Raw genomic sequence first — 16936 nt, forward strand, 5'->3', positions numbered from 1 at the left:
ATGTGACTGGAATGGCATTGGGGTGAACATGAACGTTCTGCTGACGTGCATAGGTAGAAGACGCTACCTGGCGGAGTATTTCAAGTCGGAGCTGAATGGGACCGGTCTGGTGCTTGGAGTGGACATGAATGGCGGCGCGCCGGCTGCGAGCGCGTGCGACAGGTTTTTTCTGGCGCCCGGGCTTGATGCGGATAACTACATCGACTTCCTGCTCAACCTGTGCAGCGAGCATCGGGTCTCCGCCATCCTGTCCCTGAATGACCTGGAACTTCCGCTCCTTGCAGCGAACGCACAACGGTTTCGCGAGATCGGAACGATACCGGTGATCTCGTCGACAGAGGTGGTGAATCTGTGCGCGGACAAGTTCCTGACCGCGCAGTTTGCCGAATCAATCGGAGTATCCACGCCGCGCAGCTATGCCACGCTGGAGAGTGCCGAAGATGCAATTTCTGCGGGAACGGAAATTTTCCCGCTGGTGGTCAAACCCCGCTGGGGCAGCGCAGGTTTTGGCATATTGTTCGTGGAGAACCTGGACGAGCTTCGCTTCGCCTATGCCTACTGCCTGCGGATGTGCCGGAAATCGGCTTTTGCAAGGCTGGGACAGCCAGATGCGGCGGTGCTGGTCCAGGAATTGATCTCGGGCCAGGAGTACGGACTCGATATCTTCAACGACCTTGAAGCGAGGCCGGTCGGATTTGCCGTGCGCAAGAAGCTGTCGATGCGCGCGGGAGAGACCGATCGCGCGATCACTGTCGAAAGCGAGCCTTTCGACGACATCGCCACGCGCATCGGCCATGAATTGGGGCATATCGGCAATGTCGACTGCGATGTGATCGAGCGCGAAGGACGCCAGTATCTCCTAGAGCTGAATCCAAGATTTGGAGGCGGCTACCCCTTTACCCATCTGGCGGGAGCCAATCTGGTAAGAGTGCTGCTGAATTGCGTGCGCGGGCAGCACAGCCAGAAAGTCCACTACCAGGCCGGCATCGAACTGTTCAAGTGCGCCTACCTGGCCAGAGTCGGCGAACTGGCGGAGCAGCATGTTGCCATGGAAGCATCAGCCGGCTAACGGCATGGAAGGAATCGATGAACAGCGCGAACGTGATTGCCAGTGCCGCGACGGACCTGGTCCAGCCGACTTCCGACTCCAGCCGTCAAGGGGACGCTGACCATGCGCCAGCGGCGAGCGGAGCCACTGCTCCCGTCAGGCAGATCGCTGACACGGAGGTTGCGGGTGACGCGGCACAAGCCCGCTACCGCCAGCTCTGCAATACTGCTGCGAATATTCCGCTATTTAGTCAGGCGTGGTGGCTGGACGCCACCGCCGGCCCCGGGAACTGGAGCGCAGCACTGGTCGAGCGCGGCGGTCAGATAGTGGCAAGCCTGCCCTACGCCCCCCGGCGCATGTATGGATTTTCAGTCATTGCCCAGCCGGCACTGGCCAAGATGTCCGGACCGTGGCTGGCCCCGATGGATGGCAAGCCGCCGAGAGTGCTGGGCCAGCAGAAGGAATTGATGGACGCCCTGATCGGGCAGCTGCCGCGGTTTGACCATTTCCAGCAGCACTGGGATCCCGGCCAGACCAATTGGCTGCCCTTTGCCTGGAAGGGGTTCCGCCAGACCACCAAGTACACCTACGTCCTCGATGACCTGTCGGATCCGGAAGCGCTCTGGAATGGCATGCAGCCCAACATCCGGGCCGAAATCCGCAAGGCGGGCTCCCGCCATGGTCTTCAGGTGCGCGACGACCTTGGTATCGAGGAGTTCATCAAGCTGAACAGGCAGGTCTTCTCCCGGCAAGGCATGGCGCTACCCTACACGGACGACTACGTGCGCCGCCTTGACGCCGCGTGTGCGGCGCGAGGGGCACGCAGGATCTTCATTGCCGTGGATAAGGAAGGCCGTCGTCATGCCGGCGTCTATCTGGTCTGGGACGGGCGAGTCGCCTATTACCTGATGGGAGGCTCAGATCCGGTGCTCCGGACCAGTGGGGCGGCCAGCTTGTGCATGTGGGAAGCAATCCGCTTCTCCTCGGGCGTGGCGCGCGCGTTTGACTTCGAAGGGTCGATGCTGGAGCCGGTCGAGCGCTTTTTCAGGGCATTCGGCGCCAGGCAGCAGCCTTATTTCTTTATTCAGAAGACCCCCTCGCGCATCCTGCTGACATACCTGTTCCTGCGTTCGCTCCGCAATCCCTGAGGTATTGCTATTGCTTGTCGTGGCAGTGCCTATTGCGTCGACGCGCGTTGCTTTCAGGTCGCGCCGATTCGTGGCGGTTGCGCGTGGATTCGCGGCAGCTCCGATCCTCCATTGCCCGCAGTCCGGGAATGCCACCTTGCCAGCATCCGTGCGGTTTCGCACATTGCTGGCCTGTCGCGCACCGCATGCGCGATGGTGGTACGGCCTCAGTCGAATGGACGATACCCGTTGGAACGATGTTTCCTTCAATTGCCAATCGCTAGTCTGATGACTCCCCGGCACGCCGCGACGAGTAGCGGCACTGGGACGCGCCCTGCCGGCAGATCTCAGGTGCAAGTGCAGCAATGTGTGTGGGTGACAACAATGCCCACATATCTGGAGGTCGGGGAATTTCTACAATCGGAGCACGGTTCATCGGTTCAGCGCTGTCACCTCGCAAGTCAGTCCGACTCGATCGGCTTCAACCACAAACCTTCTGATTCCATCATGTCGAGCCCAATCGCCAAAGATCTCATCGAACGGATCAAGAACAGGGAGTCCATTATCGGCATCGTCGGCCTGGGCTATGTCGGGCTGCCCTTGATGTTGCGCTACTGCGCAATCGGGTTCCGTGTGTTGGGTATCGACATCGACGAGAGCAAGGTTGCCAGGCTCAACGCCGGCCTGAGCTATATCGAGCATATTCCCGCACGCAGCATCGCCCGTGCCCGCGAGACCGGGTTCGAGGCCACCACGGATTTCGAGCGTGCCGGAGAGTGCGATGCCATCATCCTGTGCGTGCCGACGCCGCTCAACAAGCATCGCGAACCCGACATGAGCTTTGTCATCAGCACCGCGGACGCCATCAAGAAGTACCTGCGCGCCGGACAGGTGGTGTCGCTGGAAAGCACTACCTACCCCGGCACGACCGAGGAGGAACTGCTGCCTCGCATGCAGGAGGGGGGGCTGGAGGTGGGCGACGACATCTTCCTGGTCTATTCGCCGGAGCGCGAAGACCCGGGCAATGGCAAATTCGAAACGCGCAGCATTCCCAAGATCGTCGGTGGCCAGACGCCAGTCTGCCGCGAGGTCGGTATGGCGCTGTACGAAGTGGCGATCGACCGCGTGGTGCCGGTCAGCTCGACCAAGGCCGCCGAGATGACCAAGCTGCTCGAGAACATCCATCGTGCCGTGAACATCGGCCTGGTCAACGAAATGAAGATTGTGGCCACGCGGATGGGCATCGATATCTTCGAAGTGGTCGACGCCGCTTCAACCAAGCCATTCGGTTTCACCCCTTACTATCCCGGGCCGGGCCTGGGCGGGCACTGCATCCCCATCGATCCCTTCTACCTTACCTGGAAGGCGCGCGAGTATGGCTTGCACACCCGCTTCATCGAATTGTCCGGCGAAGTCAACAAGGCCATGCCGGAGTACGTGGTCAGCCGGCTGGTGGAAGGACTGAACCAGCAGGGCAAGGCACTCAAAGGCTGCCGGGTGCTGGTGCTGGGCATTGCCTACAAGAAAAACGTCGATGACATGCGCGAATCGCCCTCTGTCGAGATCATGGAACAGATTCGCGCACGGGGCGCGACGGTCGCATACAGCGATCCACACGTCCCGGTGTTTCCGAGAATGCGCGAGCACCATTTCGAGCTGTCGAGCGTGCCGCTCGACGGCGAATCGCTCTGCGGCTTCGACGCCGTGGTGCTGGCCACGGATCACGACGCCTTCGACTATCTTCTGATCCGCCAGCATGCGAAGCTCCTCGTCGACAGCCGCGGAAAGTATCGCGCGTCGTACGCGAATGTTGTCAAGGCCTGAGCACAAGGGAGCGCTAGCGTGAAACGATTCGCACTGATCGGAGCGGCCGGCTACATTGCGCCACGCCACATGACCGCAATCAAGGATTCGGGCAATGAGCTGGTGTCGGCGTACGACATCAACGATTCAGTCGGCATCCTCGACAGCATTTCGCCACAGAGCGAATTCTTCACCGAATTCGAGCGCTTCTATGACCATGCCTGGCGCCTGCGGCGCCAGCCGGGCGCAGCGCTGGACTACATCTCCGTCTGTTCGCCGAACTACCTGCACCAGTCGCATATCTCTGCCGGCCTGCGCCTCGGATGCGACGTGATCTGCGAGAAGCCGCTGGTCCCGACACCCGCATTGCTCGATGAGCTGGCGCTCGTCGAACGCGAGACCGGCAGGCGCGTGTTCAATATCCTGCAGCTGCGCCATCACCAGGCGATCCTCGCGCTCAAGGAGAAGGTTACGAGCGAGCGCAACGGGCACAAGCACGAGGTCGACCTGACCTACATCACCTCGCGCGGAAAGTGGTATCTGGAAAGCTGGAAAGGCGACACGCGCAAATCCTTCGGCGTGGCCACGAACATTGGCGTGCACTTCTATGACATGTTGCACTTCATCTTTGGCAGCCTGCAACGCAATGTGGTGCACTATGGCACGGACAACAAGGCTGCGGGCTACCTCGAATACGAGAATGCACGCGTGCGCTGGTTTCTATCGATCGATGCCAATGACCTGCCTGCCACAGTGAAGGGAAAAAAGGCGACCTATCGCTCGATCACCGTGGACGGTGCCGAGATCGAGTTTTCGGAAGGCTTCACCGACCTGCACACCACCAGCTACCGGGAGATACTCGCGGGCCGGGGCTACGGCCTGGACGACGCGCGTCACTGCGTAGAGACGGTCAGCACCATCCGTTCCGCACGCGCCACGGCGCCCTGCGACAACGAAGGCCATCCTTTCCTGCAGCAACTTCTTGCCTGAGGCTGTGATGACGGACCAGGTACATCCATCGGCCATCGTCGACGAGGGAGCCCAGATCGGCGAAGGATCGCGCGTCTGGCATTTTGTGCATGTCTGTGCCGGCGCGCGCATCGGCAGGCATTGCTCGCTCGGCCAGAACGTGTTCGTCGGCAACCGCGTCGTCATCGGGGACCACGTCAAGGTGCAGAACAACGTCTCCGTCTACGATAACGTCACGCTGGAGGACGGCGTTTTCTGCGGCCCCAGCATGGTGTTCACCAATGTCTACAACCCTCGCTCGCTGATCGAACGCAAGAACGAGTACCGCGACACGCTGGTGAAGCGGGGCGCGACCCTGGGCGCCAATTGCACCATCGTCTGCGGCGTCGTTATCGGCGAATATGCCTTCGTCGGCGCAGGCGCCGTTGTCAACAAGGACGTACCTGCCTATGCGCTGATGGTCGGCGTTCCTGCACGGCAGGTCGGCTGGATGAGCGAATTCGGCGAGCAGCTTGACCTGCCAGTGCGCGGCGAGGGCGAGGCCGTCTGCCGGAATAGCGGGCAGCGCTACATCCTGGACGGCGCAACTCTGCGCAAGGCCGCAGCCTGAGGCAGTGAAAAATCCCCTCCGCATGCCGTCTGCACAGGAAATCCAGCCATGATCGAGTTCATCGACCTCAAAGCACAGCAAGCCCGCATCAAGCACAGGATTGACACCGGCATCCAGCGCGTGCTGGCGCACGGCCAATATATTCTCGGGCCGGAGGTCGAGGAGCTGGAGCAGCGGCTTGCGCACGATACCGGCGCCGGGTACTGCATCAGTTGCGCGAACGGCACGGACGCGCTGCAGATCGCCCTGATGGCGCTGGGCATCGGGCCAGGCGACGAGGTCGTCATGCCCGGCTTTACCTATATTGCCACCGCCGAGACCGTCGCCTTGCTGGGCGCAAAGCCGGTCTATGCGGACGTGGATCCGCGCACCTGCAACCTGGATCCCGCGGCGCTCGAAGCGGCGATCACCGAGCACACAAGGGCCATCATCCCGGTCAGCCTGTATGGACAGTGCGCCGATTTCGACGTCATCAATGCCATTGCCGCGCGCCACGGCTTGCCGGTCATCGAGGACGCTGCGCAGAGCTTCGGTGCCACCTACAAGGGCCGCAGCAGCTGCAATCTGTCCACGATCGCCTGTACCAGCTTCTTTCCCAGCAAGCCACTGGGCTGCTACGGGGACGGTGGAGCGATCTTCACCAACGACGAAGATCTGGCCAAGGCGATGCGCCAGATCGCCCGCCATGGCCAGGACCGGCGCTACCACCATGTCCGCGTTGGCGTGAACAGCCGCCTGGATACGTTGCAGGCGGCCATCCTGCTGGCAAAGCTGACGATCTTCGATGAGGAGGTCGAGCTACGCCAGCAAGTGGCGGCGCGGTACGGAGAACTGTTGCGCCACGGGGGGTTCGAGGCCACGCCGCATGTCGAACCCCACAACCTCAGCGTATGGGCACAGTACACCATCCGTGTCCCGGATCGCGATTCCTTGCAGGATGTGCTGAAGGCCGCCGGAATCCCCACTGTCGTGCACTATCCGTTACCGCTGAACCGGCAGCCCGCAGTAGCCGCCTGCCAGGCCCGCCTGCCGGTCGGCGACGCGCTGGCGCGAGAGGTGTTGAGCCTGCCGATGCATCCGTACCTCGACATGGCAAGCCAGCAGGCTATCTGTTCAGTGATTCTCCGGCATGCCATGTGCCAGCCAGAGCGAGTCGTGCCTTGAGCAAGCAGGCGCTCGCCGTGGACCCTGGCACGGCGGAGAAACCCCGTGTCGGCAGAAGCATTGGCGTGCTGGTCAGCGGGCAGGCCGCCGCGCAGATACTTACGCTGGCGGTTTCGCCCATCCTGACGCGCCTCTATTCTCCGCAGGATTTTGGCGCCGTGGCGGTCTTCGCGGGCCTGCTTGCGTTCTTCGGCGTTGTCGCCTGCCTGCGCTATGACTTGTCGATCGCGCTGCCCGCCCGCGATCGCGATGCCGAGAACCTGGTGGCCTTGTGCCTGCTGTGCGTGGCGGCAACCAGCGCGCTTTGCGCCCTCGGCGTGCTTTTCTTCGGCGAATCGCTGATCCTGACCCTGAACTGGTCAATCGACGCGGCCGCTCTCTGGCTGCTCCCCTTCGGCGTGGCTTCGGCCGGCCTCTACACTGTGATTGAGCGATGGATGGTCCGGATGCAGTATTTTGGCCAGCTGGCGCAGACCAGGCTGCTGCGGTCCGTGATTGCAAACCTGGTGCAGCTGGGCGGCTATGGTTTCGGCGTCCTGGCCTTGATGGGCGGAACGGTGATCGGGCATGGCACCGGCGGACTGTTCTACGCGATCAGGGAAATCCGTCGCAGGCGGGGCGGCGACGTGAAGCTGGTCCGCATCGTGGCCCTTGCGCGCCGCTACAAGGACTTTCCGCTGTACTCCACCTGGACAGCCATATTCAATGTGGCGGGCGTGCACCTGGTGCCGCTGATCTTCTCGGCATTGTTCGGCGCTGCCGTAGTCGGCCACTTTGCCTTCGCGCTGCGCATGATATCGGCGCCGATCTCACTGATCGGCGCGGCGATCGGCAGTGTCTTTTTTTCCCAGGCCCCGGCCGCCATGCGGGCCGGTCGCCTGCCCGAGGCGGCCGAGGCGCTGCGCCGGAAGCTGGCCAATGCCGGCATCCCGGCACTGGTGCTGCTTGTTTGCGCCGGGCCGGACCTGTTCGCGGCCGTGTTCGGCGAACGGTGGCGCATGGCCGGCCACTATGCGCGCTGGATGGCACCCTGGATCTATTTCCAGTTCCAGTTCTCGCCGCTCTCCTGCCTCCCTGATGTGATGGAACTGCAAAAGATGGAACTGATCGCGCAGTTCAGCACCTTTGCGGTTCGTCTTGCCACGCTGGCAATGTGTTACGGATTCAGCGTTGCGGCGGACCCCAGCATTGCCGTTTTCTCCGCAGTGAGCGCCGTTGCCTATCTCGGGATGCTTACCCTGTTCATGTCGCGAGTGGGAGTGAGGCTCAGGACAATGGTGACGCACGATGCGGGACGCATACTGGTCTTCTGCGCCTGGGCACTGCCTTCGATACTGCTGTTCAGCGGCGAATCCGGCTGGCGGTCCCTGGTTTCCGCCGCTTACTTCCTGGGCCTGTCTGCGTTCTGGATGCGGCGTACGCTGCGCCCGACGCAGACTGACGATGAACGATGGTAGCCTCGATCCGCAAGCGGACCAGACATCTCTGTGCCGGATGCACGTCGTGGCGTTGTAGACGGAGTTTCAAGTGCAAGTTCCTAACGTCGCCCACCTTACCTCGGTTCATCCGCGCTACGATGACCGCATCTTCCTCAAGCATTGCCGTAGCCTGGCGGCCAACGGCTATCGGGTCTCGCTGGTGGTGGCCGACGGCGAAGGGGATGAAAGCCGGGACGGGGTTTTCATCACCGATGTCGGCGGCTCGGCGGGGCGCTTGAACCGCGTCTTCCGGACCACGACACGCGTGCTGCGCCGGGCGCTCACGCTGAATGCCGACATCTACCACCTGCACGACCCCGAGTTGATTCCCGTTGGCTTGAAGCTGAAGAAGATGGGCAAACGCGTCATCTATGATTCGCATGAGGACGTGCCCCGGCAGTTGCTCAGCAAACCCTACCTTGGGCCGAGGCGGTTGCGCGCGCTGGCGGGTGCTTTTGCCCTGTACGAGAGACGTGCCTGTCGCGAGTTCGACGGCATCGTAGCGGCCACTCCCTTTATCAGGGACAAGTTCCTGCCGATCAATCCTCGCACCGTCGACATCAACAATTACCCGATTCTCGGCGAACTTGGCGGCCCGGTGCAGTGGGAAGCCAAGCGAGCAGAAATCTGCTATGTCGGCGGCATCAGCTCAACTCGCGGTATCCGCGAGACTGTCATGGCGCTCGAGCAGGTGCAATCCGCGGCGCGCCTGAATCTGGCTGGCCGGTTCGGCGACCAGGCACTGGAATTGGAGGTGAGGGCGGCCAGCGGCTGGTCCCGCGTCAACGAGCTCGGGTATCTGGACCGGGCCGGGGTGCGGGGCGTGCTGGCGCGGTCGGTGGCCGGCCTGGTGACGCTGCACCCGCTCATCAATTTTCTCGATGCACTGCCGGTGAAGATGTTCGAGTACATGGCGGCCGGGATCCCGCCCATTGCCTCCAACTTCCCGCTCTGGCGCGAAATCGTGGAGGAAAGCGAAAGCGGCCTGTGCGTGGACCCGCTGGATCCGAAGGCAATCGCCAATGCCGTCGACTATCTGGTGACGCACCCTGACGAGGCGCGCCGCATGGGCGAGAACGGACGCCGCACCGTGACCAGGAAATACAACTGGGCGAACGAACAGGACAAGCTGTTTCATTTCTACGAGCGGATCCTGGCGTGAGTGCGTGACCGGTTCACCGCTTCATCGGCTCGGCCGAGGCATGGCATTGGCTTCGGGCTTGCGCAATGTCCGGTGTGGGCTGGCTCACGCACTGCGCTACCAAAGTCGCGGCAGATTTGATTAGATGGATGGAGCGCGAGCGGATATCCGTGGCTGAGCCTTGCATCCGGAAAGGCCAGATCCACCGCTTGCCCGGGGGCAGACTTTCACTGGCTGATGGACTGCAAGGGGACGGCAATCCGGAACCCGCAATGAACGACCAACAGGGAGGCGGCAGGGCGATCATGAAGCGCAGCAACCTCTCGCTCTTTGGCAGCTTAGTTTTCCTCACGCTCTTTCCGGGCTTTTTCTACTATCACACCGCGGTGGCCAGCGCCTCTTTTCCGCCGGTGCTGGGTGGCTTCTTCGGCCCCATGTCGGTAGTCCTCGGCATCCCGCTGGTGATATTCGGTTTCGGTGCACTGGTACGCGGGCGCGAGCCGATACTGTTTATCGATCGGGCCTTCGTTCTGTATGTGCTCTTTGTCCTGGCATGGTCAAGCCTGCACTACCTGCTTGGTACAGGCGTGCAAGAGTCCCTCGACTTCTATATGTATAACCTCAGCACGATATTCATGTGGCTGGTGGTCTACATGTCGGTAAGAAACCTCGATCTGAACGAGAAGTGGGTGCGTTGGATACTATCTTTTTCAGTGCCCGTATTTCTGGCCATCGCCGCGTGGAGCTCGAATGGCCAGTTCTACGATACAGAGAAGATTGCCGGTGATGCCGTGCGGGTTTCCGGCTATCAGGGATTGGCCCGTTCTGCCGCCATTGTCGCCCTGGCAGCGCTCGCGTTGCATCGCGGATTGCGTGCCGCGCTGGTGGTAGTGATTGCCGTACCGCTGTTGTTCCTGCTCGGGGCGAGGAGCGAGTTCATGGCATTCCTCGTCGTAGCCGCGGTTCTCTTCGGGCTTCGGGATGGCGCTTCGCGGACCACGCTGGTCTGGGTTCCCCTTGGCATTGCCGGCCTCGCCTATCTGGCTGTCAGCTTCCAGGTCTTCGAGGGCAGCTCGCGCATCCTCCAGCTCCTGGAGATCAGGGAATCGACTTCCTATCAGGCAAGAAACGAATTGCAGCAGTACGCGGTCAGGACAATCGCAGAGCATCCGCTGCTCGGCAGCTACGCTTCCCAGTTGTACCTCGGCGATATCGGGAGCTACGCGCACAACGCGCTCTCCGCGTGGGTCAGCTTCGGGCTGGTGGGCTTCCTGGGCTTCGTCCTCCTGCTTGGCTATGCATTGGTGCAATCAGCCAGGCTGGCCAGGAAGGGCTACGCCGCGCATCCGGAGGTTGCGCTCGCGCTGGCATTCAGCGTCTATACGGTGACCTTGGCGGCCACCGCCAAATCCGTCAACGACCCGATTTTCGCCCTGGCATGGGGCGCGATGGCCTGCGCACTGCGCAAGCGCGAGCGGGCGGGCAGCCGGCCCGCGCTTGCGCAGTGCGCAGGTCGGCAAGCTGCGCGATCCTGACAGGTATCCGCCAGTCCGCTCATCAGGCATGGCCTGTACCGCGACAACTGACATTCATCGATGATTGAGGCATATGGACATCAATCAGGACAAGTACAGAGAGCTCTGCGAGAGCGAACGTTCAATCCGGCTGTCCAGCCAGGCCTGGTGGCTTGACGCGACGGTTGGGGCCGACCGCTGGAGCGTGGCCCTGGTGGAGCGAGCAGGAAAGGTGATCGCAGCCATGCCCTACGTCAAGAAGACGAGGTACGGCTTTGTCATCCTTACCCAGCCTCCCGCCGGACACGGATTGGGACCATGGCTTGCGTGCAAGGATGCAAAGCCGACAAAACTGCTGAGCCAACAGAAGGAGTTGATGACGAACCTGATCGAACAACTACCGAGGTTCGACCATTTCGCGCAGGCCTGGGACTACAACAATACCAACTGGCTGCCCTTCTTCTGGAAAGGCTATCGGCAGACCACGAGATATACCTACATTCTTCCGGACCTCAGTGACGAGGCGTCGCTTTGGAGCGCCATGCAACCCACGGTGAAACAGGACATCCGGAAAGCGAACGACCGCTTCAATCTTCGCGTGCGCCACACCGACAACATTGATGAATTCCTGCCTCTGAACCGCAACGTTGGCATTGACCCGAAATGGCGACGAGGCTATTCCGATGACGTCGCGAGGCGAATCGACGCTGCGTGCAAGGAGCGTGGCAAACGCAGGATCTTTATCGTCGAGGATGAGCAGGGACGGCCTCACTACAGCGCCTATCTCGTGTGGGACGAGCAGAGCGCGTACGGCCTGATGGGAGGCGCAAACCGGGACATGCCACCCAATACCGGAGCCGGCAGCTACTGCATTTGGGAAACCATCAGGTTCGCCTCGACGGTAACCAAGGCCTATGACTTCTCTGGCTCCATGCTGGAATCGGTGGAACGCTTCTTCCGAGGCTTCGGTGCTGTTCAGAGACCGTATTTCCTCATTACGAAGACACCATCCAGGGCGCTCTCGCTGTATCAGCTCATGCGTTCCCGATAGCGGTGCCGCCGGGAAAGCAAGGCGCCCGCGCTTTTACAAGGAGATGCTGGCATGAGCAAGCACAACGCACGCGCCCGTCGACCTCTTGCGCGCGCGCTGCTGCGCGCCGGTAGCCTGGCTGTACTGCTGGTCTGTACCGTGCCAGCGGCGCAGGCGCAGCCTGGCGGCGTGATGCCTGCCGCGCTGGAATGCGGTGGCCCTGTCGAAGGCCTGGTCTGGCGCCGCTGGGACGAAGGCGGGTTCGTCTTCGTGCAACAGCAACTGATCGCGGAACGGCTGGTGAAGCAAGGCGACACCTATGCGCTATACCACATAGAGATCTTCTTTCACAACTTGCTGGCCATGGCACAACGTTGCCAGCGCAGCGCCCGGCAGGCCCAGTTGGCCGGCCTGGTTGCCAAGACTTATGCACAGCTCGAACCCGCGCCCGGCGACCAGCCAGGGCGGGCCTGGATATGCCGCGGTGGTCCCGAGTGCAGCCACAGCATCCGGCTGCGCAACACCGAGGTGTTGCTCAACAGCACCCAGTTCCTGGCCTTCGCGAGCAGCCTTGCCAACGGCATGAGCCGCGAGGTTCGGACGGCGGCTCCCAACGACTTCGTCGAGCAGACGGCACGCATCGCGCGCGAGCACCTGGAACGCTGGAGAACGCCTGCGGCGCAGGACGCGTTGCGCAAACGGATCGCCGCGAGGCCGGAGGATGTCAAAAATACCTCGTCGGAACTGTTCCTGACCGACAAGGATCTTTGGCAGATTGCCATCTACGCGGATCTGGCCGGCATGCTGGCCGCGCGACCTCGGCTTGCCCAGGCGGCGGGCCTGGAGGACGGCAGTATTGCCACCATGAAAGCACACCTGGACTTGTTGCTGCGCCTGGTTGCGGCTCGTACTACTGTACAGGCGCTTCCCGACCCGGAGGGCAAGACTGGCAAGAGCATCAGGGTGGCCGATCTTGATGCGGGATTCTGGCGGCTTTATGACACAAACCGCTATGCCGCCTACACCGGGCGGGACAAGCCTGTTGTATGCAAGCGCGATCCGGCCCGACCAGAACTGGTCACGGTGCAGACGCTTATCCCAGCCGAGCGCTTCGCGCCGGTCGCCAACATCGGCTGGGACATCAGCCACGCACGCCGGCTGGTGCATTTTTTTGATGCCATCGAGCGCAATCGTGCGGCCTTGGTCCAGGTCTACGGCATCGACCCGGCGAGTTTGCCCTCGCAAGACACCATGGCTGCCTTTGCACGCCAGTTCAGTCTTCACGTCTGGAATCAGGATCGGGCCCGCCCGCTGTTCGCCAACTATTTCAGCGGCGCCAACGGCTGGTATCGGGTGAATTACGACAACGGCACAGGCAGTTGCGCGGAGGGCTATCCACCGTATGGCCTGGCTGAGTCATTCCCCACCGGTGGCTATGCAACCTGGCCAGCGATGCACGCGCTGGGTGTGCGCTTGTACGACATTACCCAGTCGTCGCGCAAGGAAGACCGGGACTTCGTTGCAGCCCATTACCCCGGCTTCGCCAGGCGGCCCGGCGACAGCGAGCGCATGCTTGCCGAGATGATGTTCTGGCCTACGCTGGTGCGCCGCGGCGGCGCGCGCTGAAGGGACGAGCCAGCCGCCGCGCTCGTTTCCATCGCGCGCGGCCGGGCGGTGGGGCGACCGTGGCTCGCTGACGCGACAGCCTGTCAGTAGGCGACGACAGCCTGGTACAGCTCGCGCTCCTCGGCGTTGCTGAGCGACGAGTTATGCCACAGCATGGTAAAACAGCCATTCACCGCCTTGCAGGTATCCTTCAGTTCCCGGAACTTTCTCCATGCTGCATCGCCGGTTCCAAGCTTCATATAACCCATGACGGTGCCTTCCATGGCGATCAACGGGCGGATGCGCAAGCTCAGGGCCTTGCCTGCGACCGGATCGAAGGCCGGATATTCGAAGCAGGTGCCGCAGCGGAATCCGGCGTGGTCGGCATAGCTGAGCGTGCTGTCGTAGGTCATGCCCGCCTGCTCCCAACCGAGCATCGTGGTCGGGTGCTCCCAGCGCAGATAGTGCATGCGTCCGCCCCAAACCTCCTGCTCGATCTTCTCTTGCTCGCATACCCGCCGCAGCCGGTTTGCCTCCGCCTGCACCGCGCCGGGCGCCTGATAGGTATTGAAGCTCGGATGCAGGCCGATTTCATGGCCACGGGCATGGATACGCTGCATCAATCCGCGTATCGCAGGATGCTCCGGCTCGTAGTCGGCATCCATGCCGGGGTCGGTGCGCCCGCAGATGAAGTAGAAGGCGCTGACCAGCCCATGGCGCTCGGAAACATCCATGATCCAGTCAAAGGTATTGACCCGATCGTTGGGATGCAGCGCGGTGCGCGTCTTCATCCTGATGACCGGGGCCTGCAGCACGCTCCGTACGTCCCGGCGAATCAGAATGTCGCCGGCCATGCGGCGGACCATTCGCGCCGCGGAGCCAAAGCCATAACGACTGGGCACATCCACGTCATGCGACACCTTCATGCCGGGCCGAAGCTGCCGTAGCTGCAGTTCTGGCCACTGCCGCCTGATCACCTGCCCAAGGATATGCAACCACTCATCCACCACCGGTCGCTCCAGATAGCCATGCCTGTGGGCATGCGAGCGGCTGGCCGGGAAGCGTCTGTAGTTGTCCAGGTCGGTGCGGCCAACCTCCTCCTGGCGCGACAGCATCCAGTAGCAAAGACCGAGAATGTCATAGTGGATTCGATAGCCAGCCGGCGTCGCCTCGATCAGCGGCGACGGAGCGCGCGCAAGGCCCGGCGCCGGTAAAGGTCCGCGCAGGGCCGGCTGCCAGCCCTCGGCAAGCGCATCCCAGGTTGTAAAGGCGAGCGCCGAGTCCGCGCGCTTGAAGGTGACGGGGTCAGCGGCAATCTCGATCGATCCCTCGCCGGATCCGGCAAGGCTCAAGCGGACAAAGCCCGCGTCGGTGCCTTGCAACTGAAAACCATGGCCAAACCGCTCCGCGAGAATCCGCTGCAGCCAGGAGAGGGTTTCCTCAGTCATGTGCCTCATAGGGAATTCCAGAGTGAGAATGCCAGCGTTCTGATTGAACGATGGCTGTGCACGGCTTGAGCAGGGCATGGACACTACATGGCAAACCGAATGGCCGAGCCACAGCCGATTGCGCTGACAGAGAAGATTATCGGGACTCGCTACCGTGCCGGCAATGAAGCTGGGTGTGACGCCGAACGCAAGGTGCGTGCGCTTTCCTGCCGCACCCGCGAGGCTGCCGCGGTGCCGTGCCGGGCAGTGTGGTCTGGGCCACGCTATGCGCTTTCACGAGGCGTCGGACTCTGATTAGATATATTCGGGGCGGATGAAAAAGTACGCTGCCACAACGGCAAGGTATTTGATCATCCGGCCCTGACCATGGCCCTGTGCGTCCGCATGCGGTCGCGGCAGGATCCGCTATTGTCAGGCCCGCGTCTGCTCTGTTGGCCGACCCGGCGGGCCGGGTCGGCCAGCCGGGAGAAGCCCGCCAATGACATGCGCGCCAGCATCCCACGATCCGGTCCCTCCATGAAGCACGTCTGGATTCTCAATCACTATGCCCTGGAACCCGGCAGCGACCACGGCGGCACGAGACACTTCCACCTGGCAGAGCACCTGAGCTCGTCCGGCTGGCAGGCAACCGTTATCGCGGCCAACACGGTCGGCGCAAGGGAACGGCAGCTGGAGGGGGGCAGGTTGTCGCGCCTTGACAGTATTCGCGATGTGTCTTTCCTCTGGGTACGTACGCCCACATACGAAGGCAATGGCGCCGGCCGCATCCTCAACATGCTGGCCTACAGTTGGCGCGCCTTGCGGCGGCGGACCACGCGTGGCCTGCCGCGTCCCGACGTGGTGATCGGCTCCAGCGTGCACCCCTTCGCCGCGGCGGCGGGCGCCCTGCTGGCGCACCGCTTCAAGGTCCCGTTCGTGTTCGAGGTGCGTGACTTGTGGCCGCAGACGCTCGTGGACATGGGTCGCCTGCGCGAAGGAGATTTCCTGACCTGGGCGCTGCGCAAGCTCGAGCTTTGGCTGTATCGGCGTGCCACTCGCATCGTCGTGCTGCTGCCGCACGCGTGGGAGTACATCGCGCCGCTGGGCATTCCGAAAGAGCGCATAACCTGGATACCCAACGGCGTGGACCTGTCGCTGTTCCCACCGCCCACGCCTGCGCGCACCGTCGCGCCGTCCGAGCGTTTTACGCTGATGTATTTCGGCGCCCACGGGCAAGCCAACGGCCTGGACAATTTGCTGCAGGCAATGAAGCTTGTGCAGCAGCGGCCAGAGGGGCGGCACATCATCCTGCGCATGGTCGGAGATGGCGGCCTCAAGCCTGCGCTGATGGCGCAGGCACAGCAACTCGGCTTGCGCAATGTCATCTTTGAGCCCCCCGTACCGAAGACCCGAATTCCGGCTGTGGCAATGGAGGCCGATGCCTTTGTCATCGCCGTGCGCGACCTGCCGCAGTTGTACCGGTACGGCATCAGCATGAACAAGCTGTTTGACTACCTGGCCGCGGGCCGGCCCATCGTCATTGCCTCCAATGCCTCCAATAATCCGGTGGCCGACTCGACGGCGGGACTGACGGTGGCCGCGGAGCAGCCGGAGGCGCTTGCCGACGCCATCATCAGCATCGCAGCAGCGCCGCTCGAGGCTCGCCTGCGTATGGGGCGCGCCGGCCGCGAGTATGTCGAGCGCAACCACAGCTTCCAGCTGCTGGCGCAGCGCCTGGCTGGGGTGCTGGACGAAGCATGCAGAGCTCAGGCCAACCCGGTGTCTTGACCTGGTTGATATCGAGGCTCCGCATTGCACACGGGTCGGAAGACCGGTGCCCGGCCTTTGCGCCCTCGCGGCAGGATACGAGATGCAGCGAACGGCTGGGTCCACTGGGGCAAAGCCTGGCGCTCGCGGTAGTACAGCCTTCTCGTCCGAACATTCAACGTGCGACAACGCACCGAAGCATGGAGCCGCCCCTCCTACGATGCAAAGCATCAGGGCATGGCATATGCGACGC

At 62.4% G+C, this 16936-nt stretch carries 13 protein-coding genes; 12 read left to right on the top strand and 1 reads right to left on the bottom strand.

All coding sequences use genetic code 11. The features are described from left to right. The first annotated feature begins 28 nt into the window (after positions 1-28). From K309_RS35870 to K309_RS0103460, 11 genes are all read left to right on the top strand, one after another. The gene (locus tag K309_RS35870) at positions 29-1069 is read left to right on the top strand and encodes an ATP-grasp domain-containing protein (RefSeq protein WP_035876704.1); all 1041 of its coding nucleotides are present in this window, start codon (positions 29-31) and stop codon (positions 1067-1069) included. Positions 1070-1086: 17 nt separating this feature from the next. Continuing rightward, positions 1087-2196, top strand: coding sequence for a GNAT family N-acetyltransferase (locus K309_RS0103415; RefSeq protein WP_084402344.1), 1110 nt, complete (start codon positions 1087-1089; stop codon positions 2194-2196). A 486-nt stretch (positions 2197-2682) separates the two neighbouring features. Next, positions 2683-3999, top strand: coding sequence for a UDP-N-acetyl-D-glucosamine 6-dehydrogenase (wbpA, locus tag K309_RS0103420; RefSeq protein WP_029045109.1), 1317 nt, complete (start codon positions 2683-2685; stop codon positions 3997-3999). A gap of 18 nt (positions 4000-4017) precedes the next feature. Next, on the top strand, positions 4018-4968 hold the full coding sequence (locus K309_RS0103425) for a Gfo/Idh/MocA family protein (protein WP_029045110.1): 951 nt from the start codon (positions 4018-4020) through the stop codon (positions 4966-4968). Between the two features lie 7 nt (positions 4969-4975). After that, positions 4976-5557 (top strand): UDP-2-acetamido-3-amino-2,3-dideoxy-D-glucuronate N-acetyltransferase, encoded by a 582-nt coding sequence (wbpD, locus tag K309_RS0103430; protein WP_029045111.1) that lies wholly within the window; start codon positions 4976-4978, stop codon positions 5555-5557. A 48-nt stretch (positions 5558-5605) separates the two neighbouring features. After that, on the top strand, positions 5606-6721 hold the full coding sequence (locus K309_RS0103435) for a DegT/DnrJ/EryC1/StrS family aminotransferase (protein ID WP_029045112.1): 1116 nt from the start codon (positions 5606-5608) through the stop codon (positions 6719-6721). Then, a complete protein-coding gene (locus tag K309_RS35875) occupies positions 6718-8178 on the top strand; it encodes a lipopolysaccharide biosynthesis protein (RefSeq protein ID WP_198030781.1) in 1461 nt (486 codons plus the stop codon). The genes K309_RS0103435 and K309_RS35875 overlap by 4 nt, the downstream gene beginning before the upstream one ends. Before the next feature lie 70 nt (positions 8179-8248). Further along, positions 8249-9361: a glycosyltransferase family 4 protein gene (locus K309_RS0103445; protein WP_029045113.1), complete on the top strand. Its 1113-nt coding sequence runs from the start codon at positions 8249-8251 to the stop codon at positions 9359-9361. 251 nt (positions 9362-9612) lie between these two features. After that, the gene (locus K309_RS0103450) at positions 9613-10875 is read left to right on the top strand and encodes an O-antigen ligase family protein (RefSeq protein WP_029045114.1); all 1263 of its coding nucleotides are present in this window, start codon (positions 9613-9615) and stop codon (positions 10873-10875) included. 73 nt (positions 10876-10948) lie between these two features. Further along, complete coding sequence (locus tag K309_RS0103455; protein WP_029045115.1) at positions 10949-11905, top strand: GNAT family N-acetyltransferase; 957 nt, start codon at positions 10949-10951, stop codon at positions 11903-11905. Positions 11906-12076: 171 nt separating this feature from the next. Continuing rightward, positions 12077-13510: a hypothetical protein gene (locus tag K309_RS0103460; RefSeq protein ID WP_156914291.1), complete on the top strand. Its 1434-nt coding sequence runs from the start codon at positions 12077-12079 to the stop codon at positions 13508-13510. Between the two features lie 83 nt (positions 13511-13593). On the opposite strand, the gene K309_RS0103465 is transcribed toward K309_RS0103460, so the two are convergent. After that, a complete protein-coding gene (locus tag K309_RS0103465) occupies positions 13594-14937 on the bottom strand; it encodes a polysaccharide deacetylase family protein (protein ID WP_029045117.1) in 1344 nt (447 codons plus the stop codon). A gap of 516 nt (positions 14938-15453) precedes the next feature. Between K309_RS0103465 and K309_RS0103470 the strand changes: the two genes are divergently transcribed. Next, on the top strand, positions 15454-16704 hold the full coding sequence (locus K309_RS0103470; protein ID WP_029045118.1) for a glycosyltransferase family 4 protein: 1251 nt from the start codon (positions 15454-15456) through the stop codon (positions 16702-16704). Positions 16705-16936 lie beyond the last annotated feature (232 nt).

The organism is Cupriavidus phytohabitans (assembly GCF_000426345.1).
Lineage (GTDB): Bacteria > Pseudomonadota > Gammaproteobacteria > Burkholderiales > Burkholderiaceae > Cupriavidus.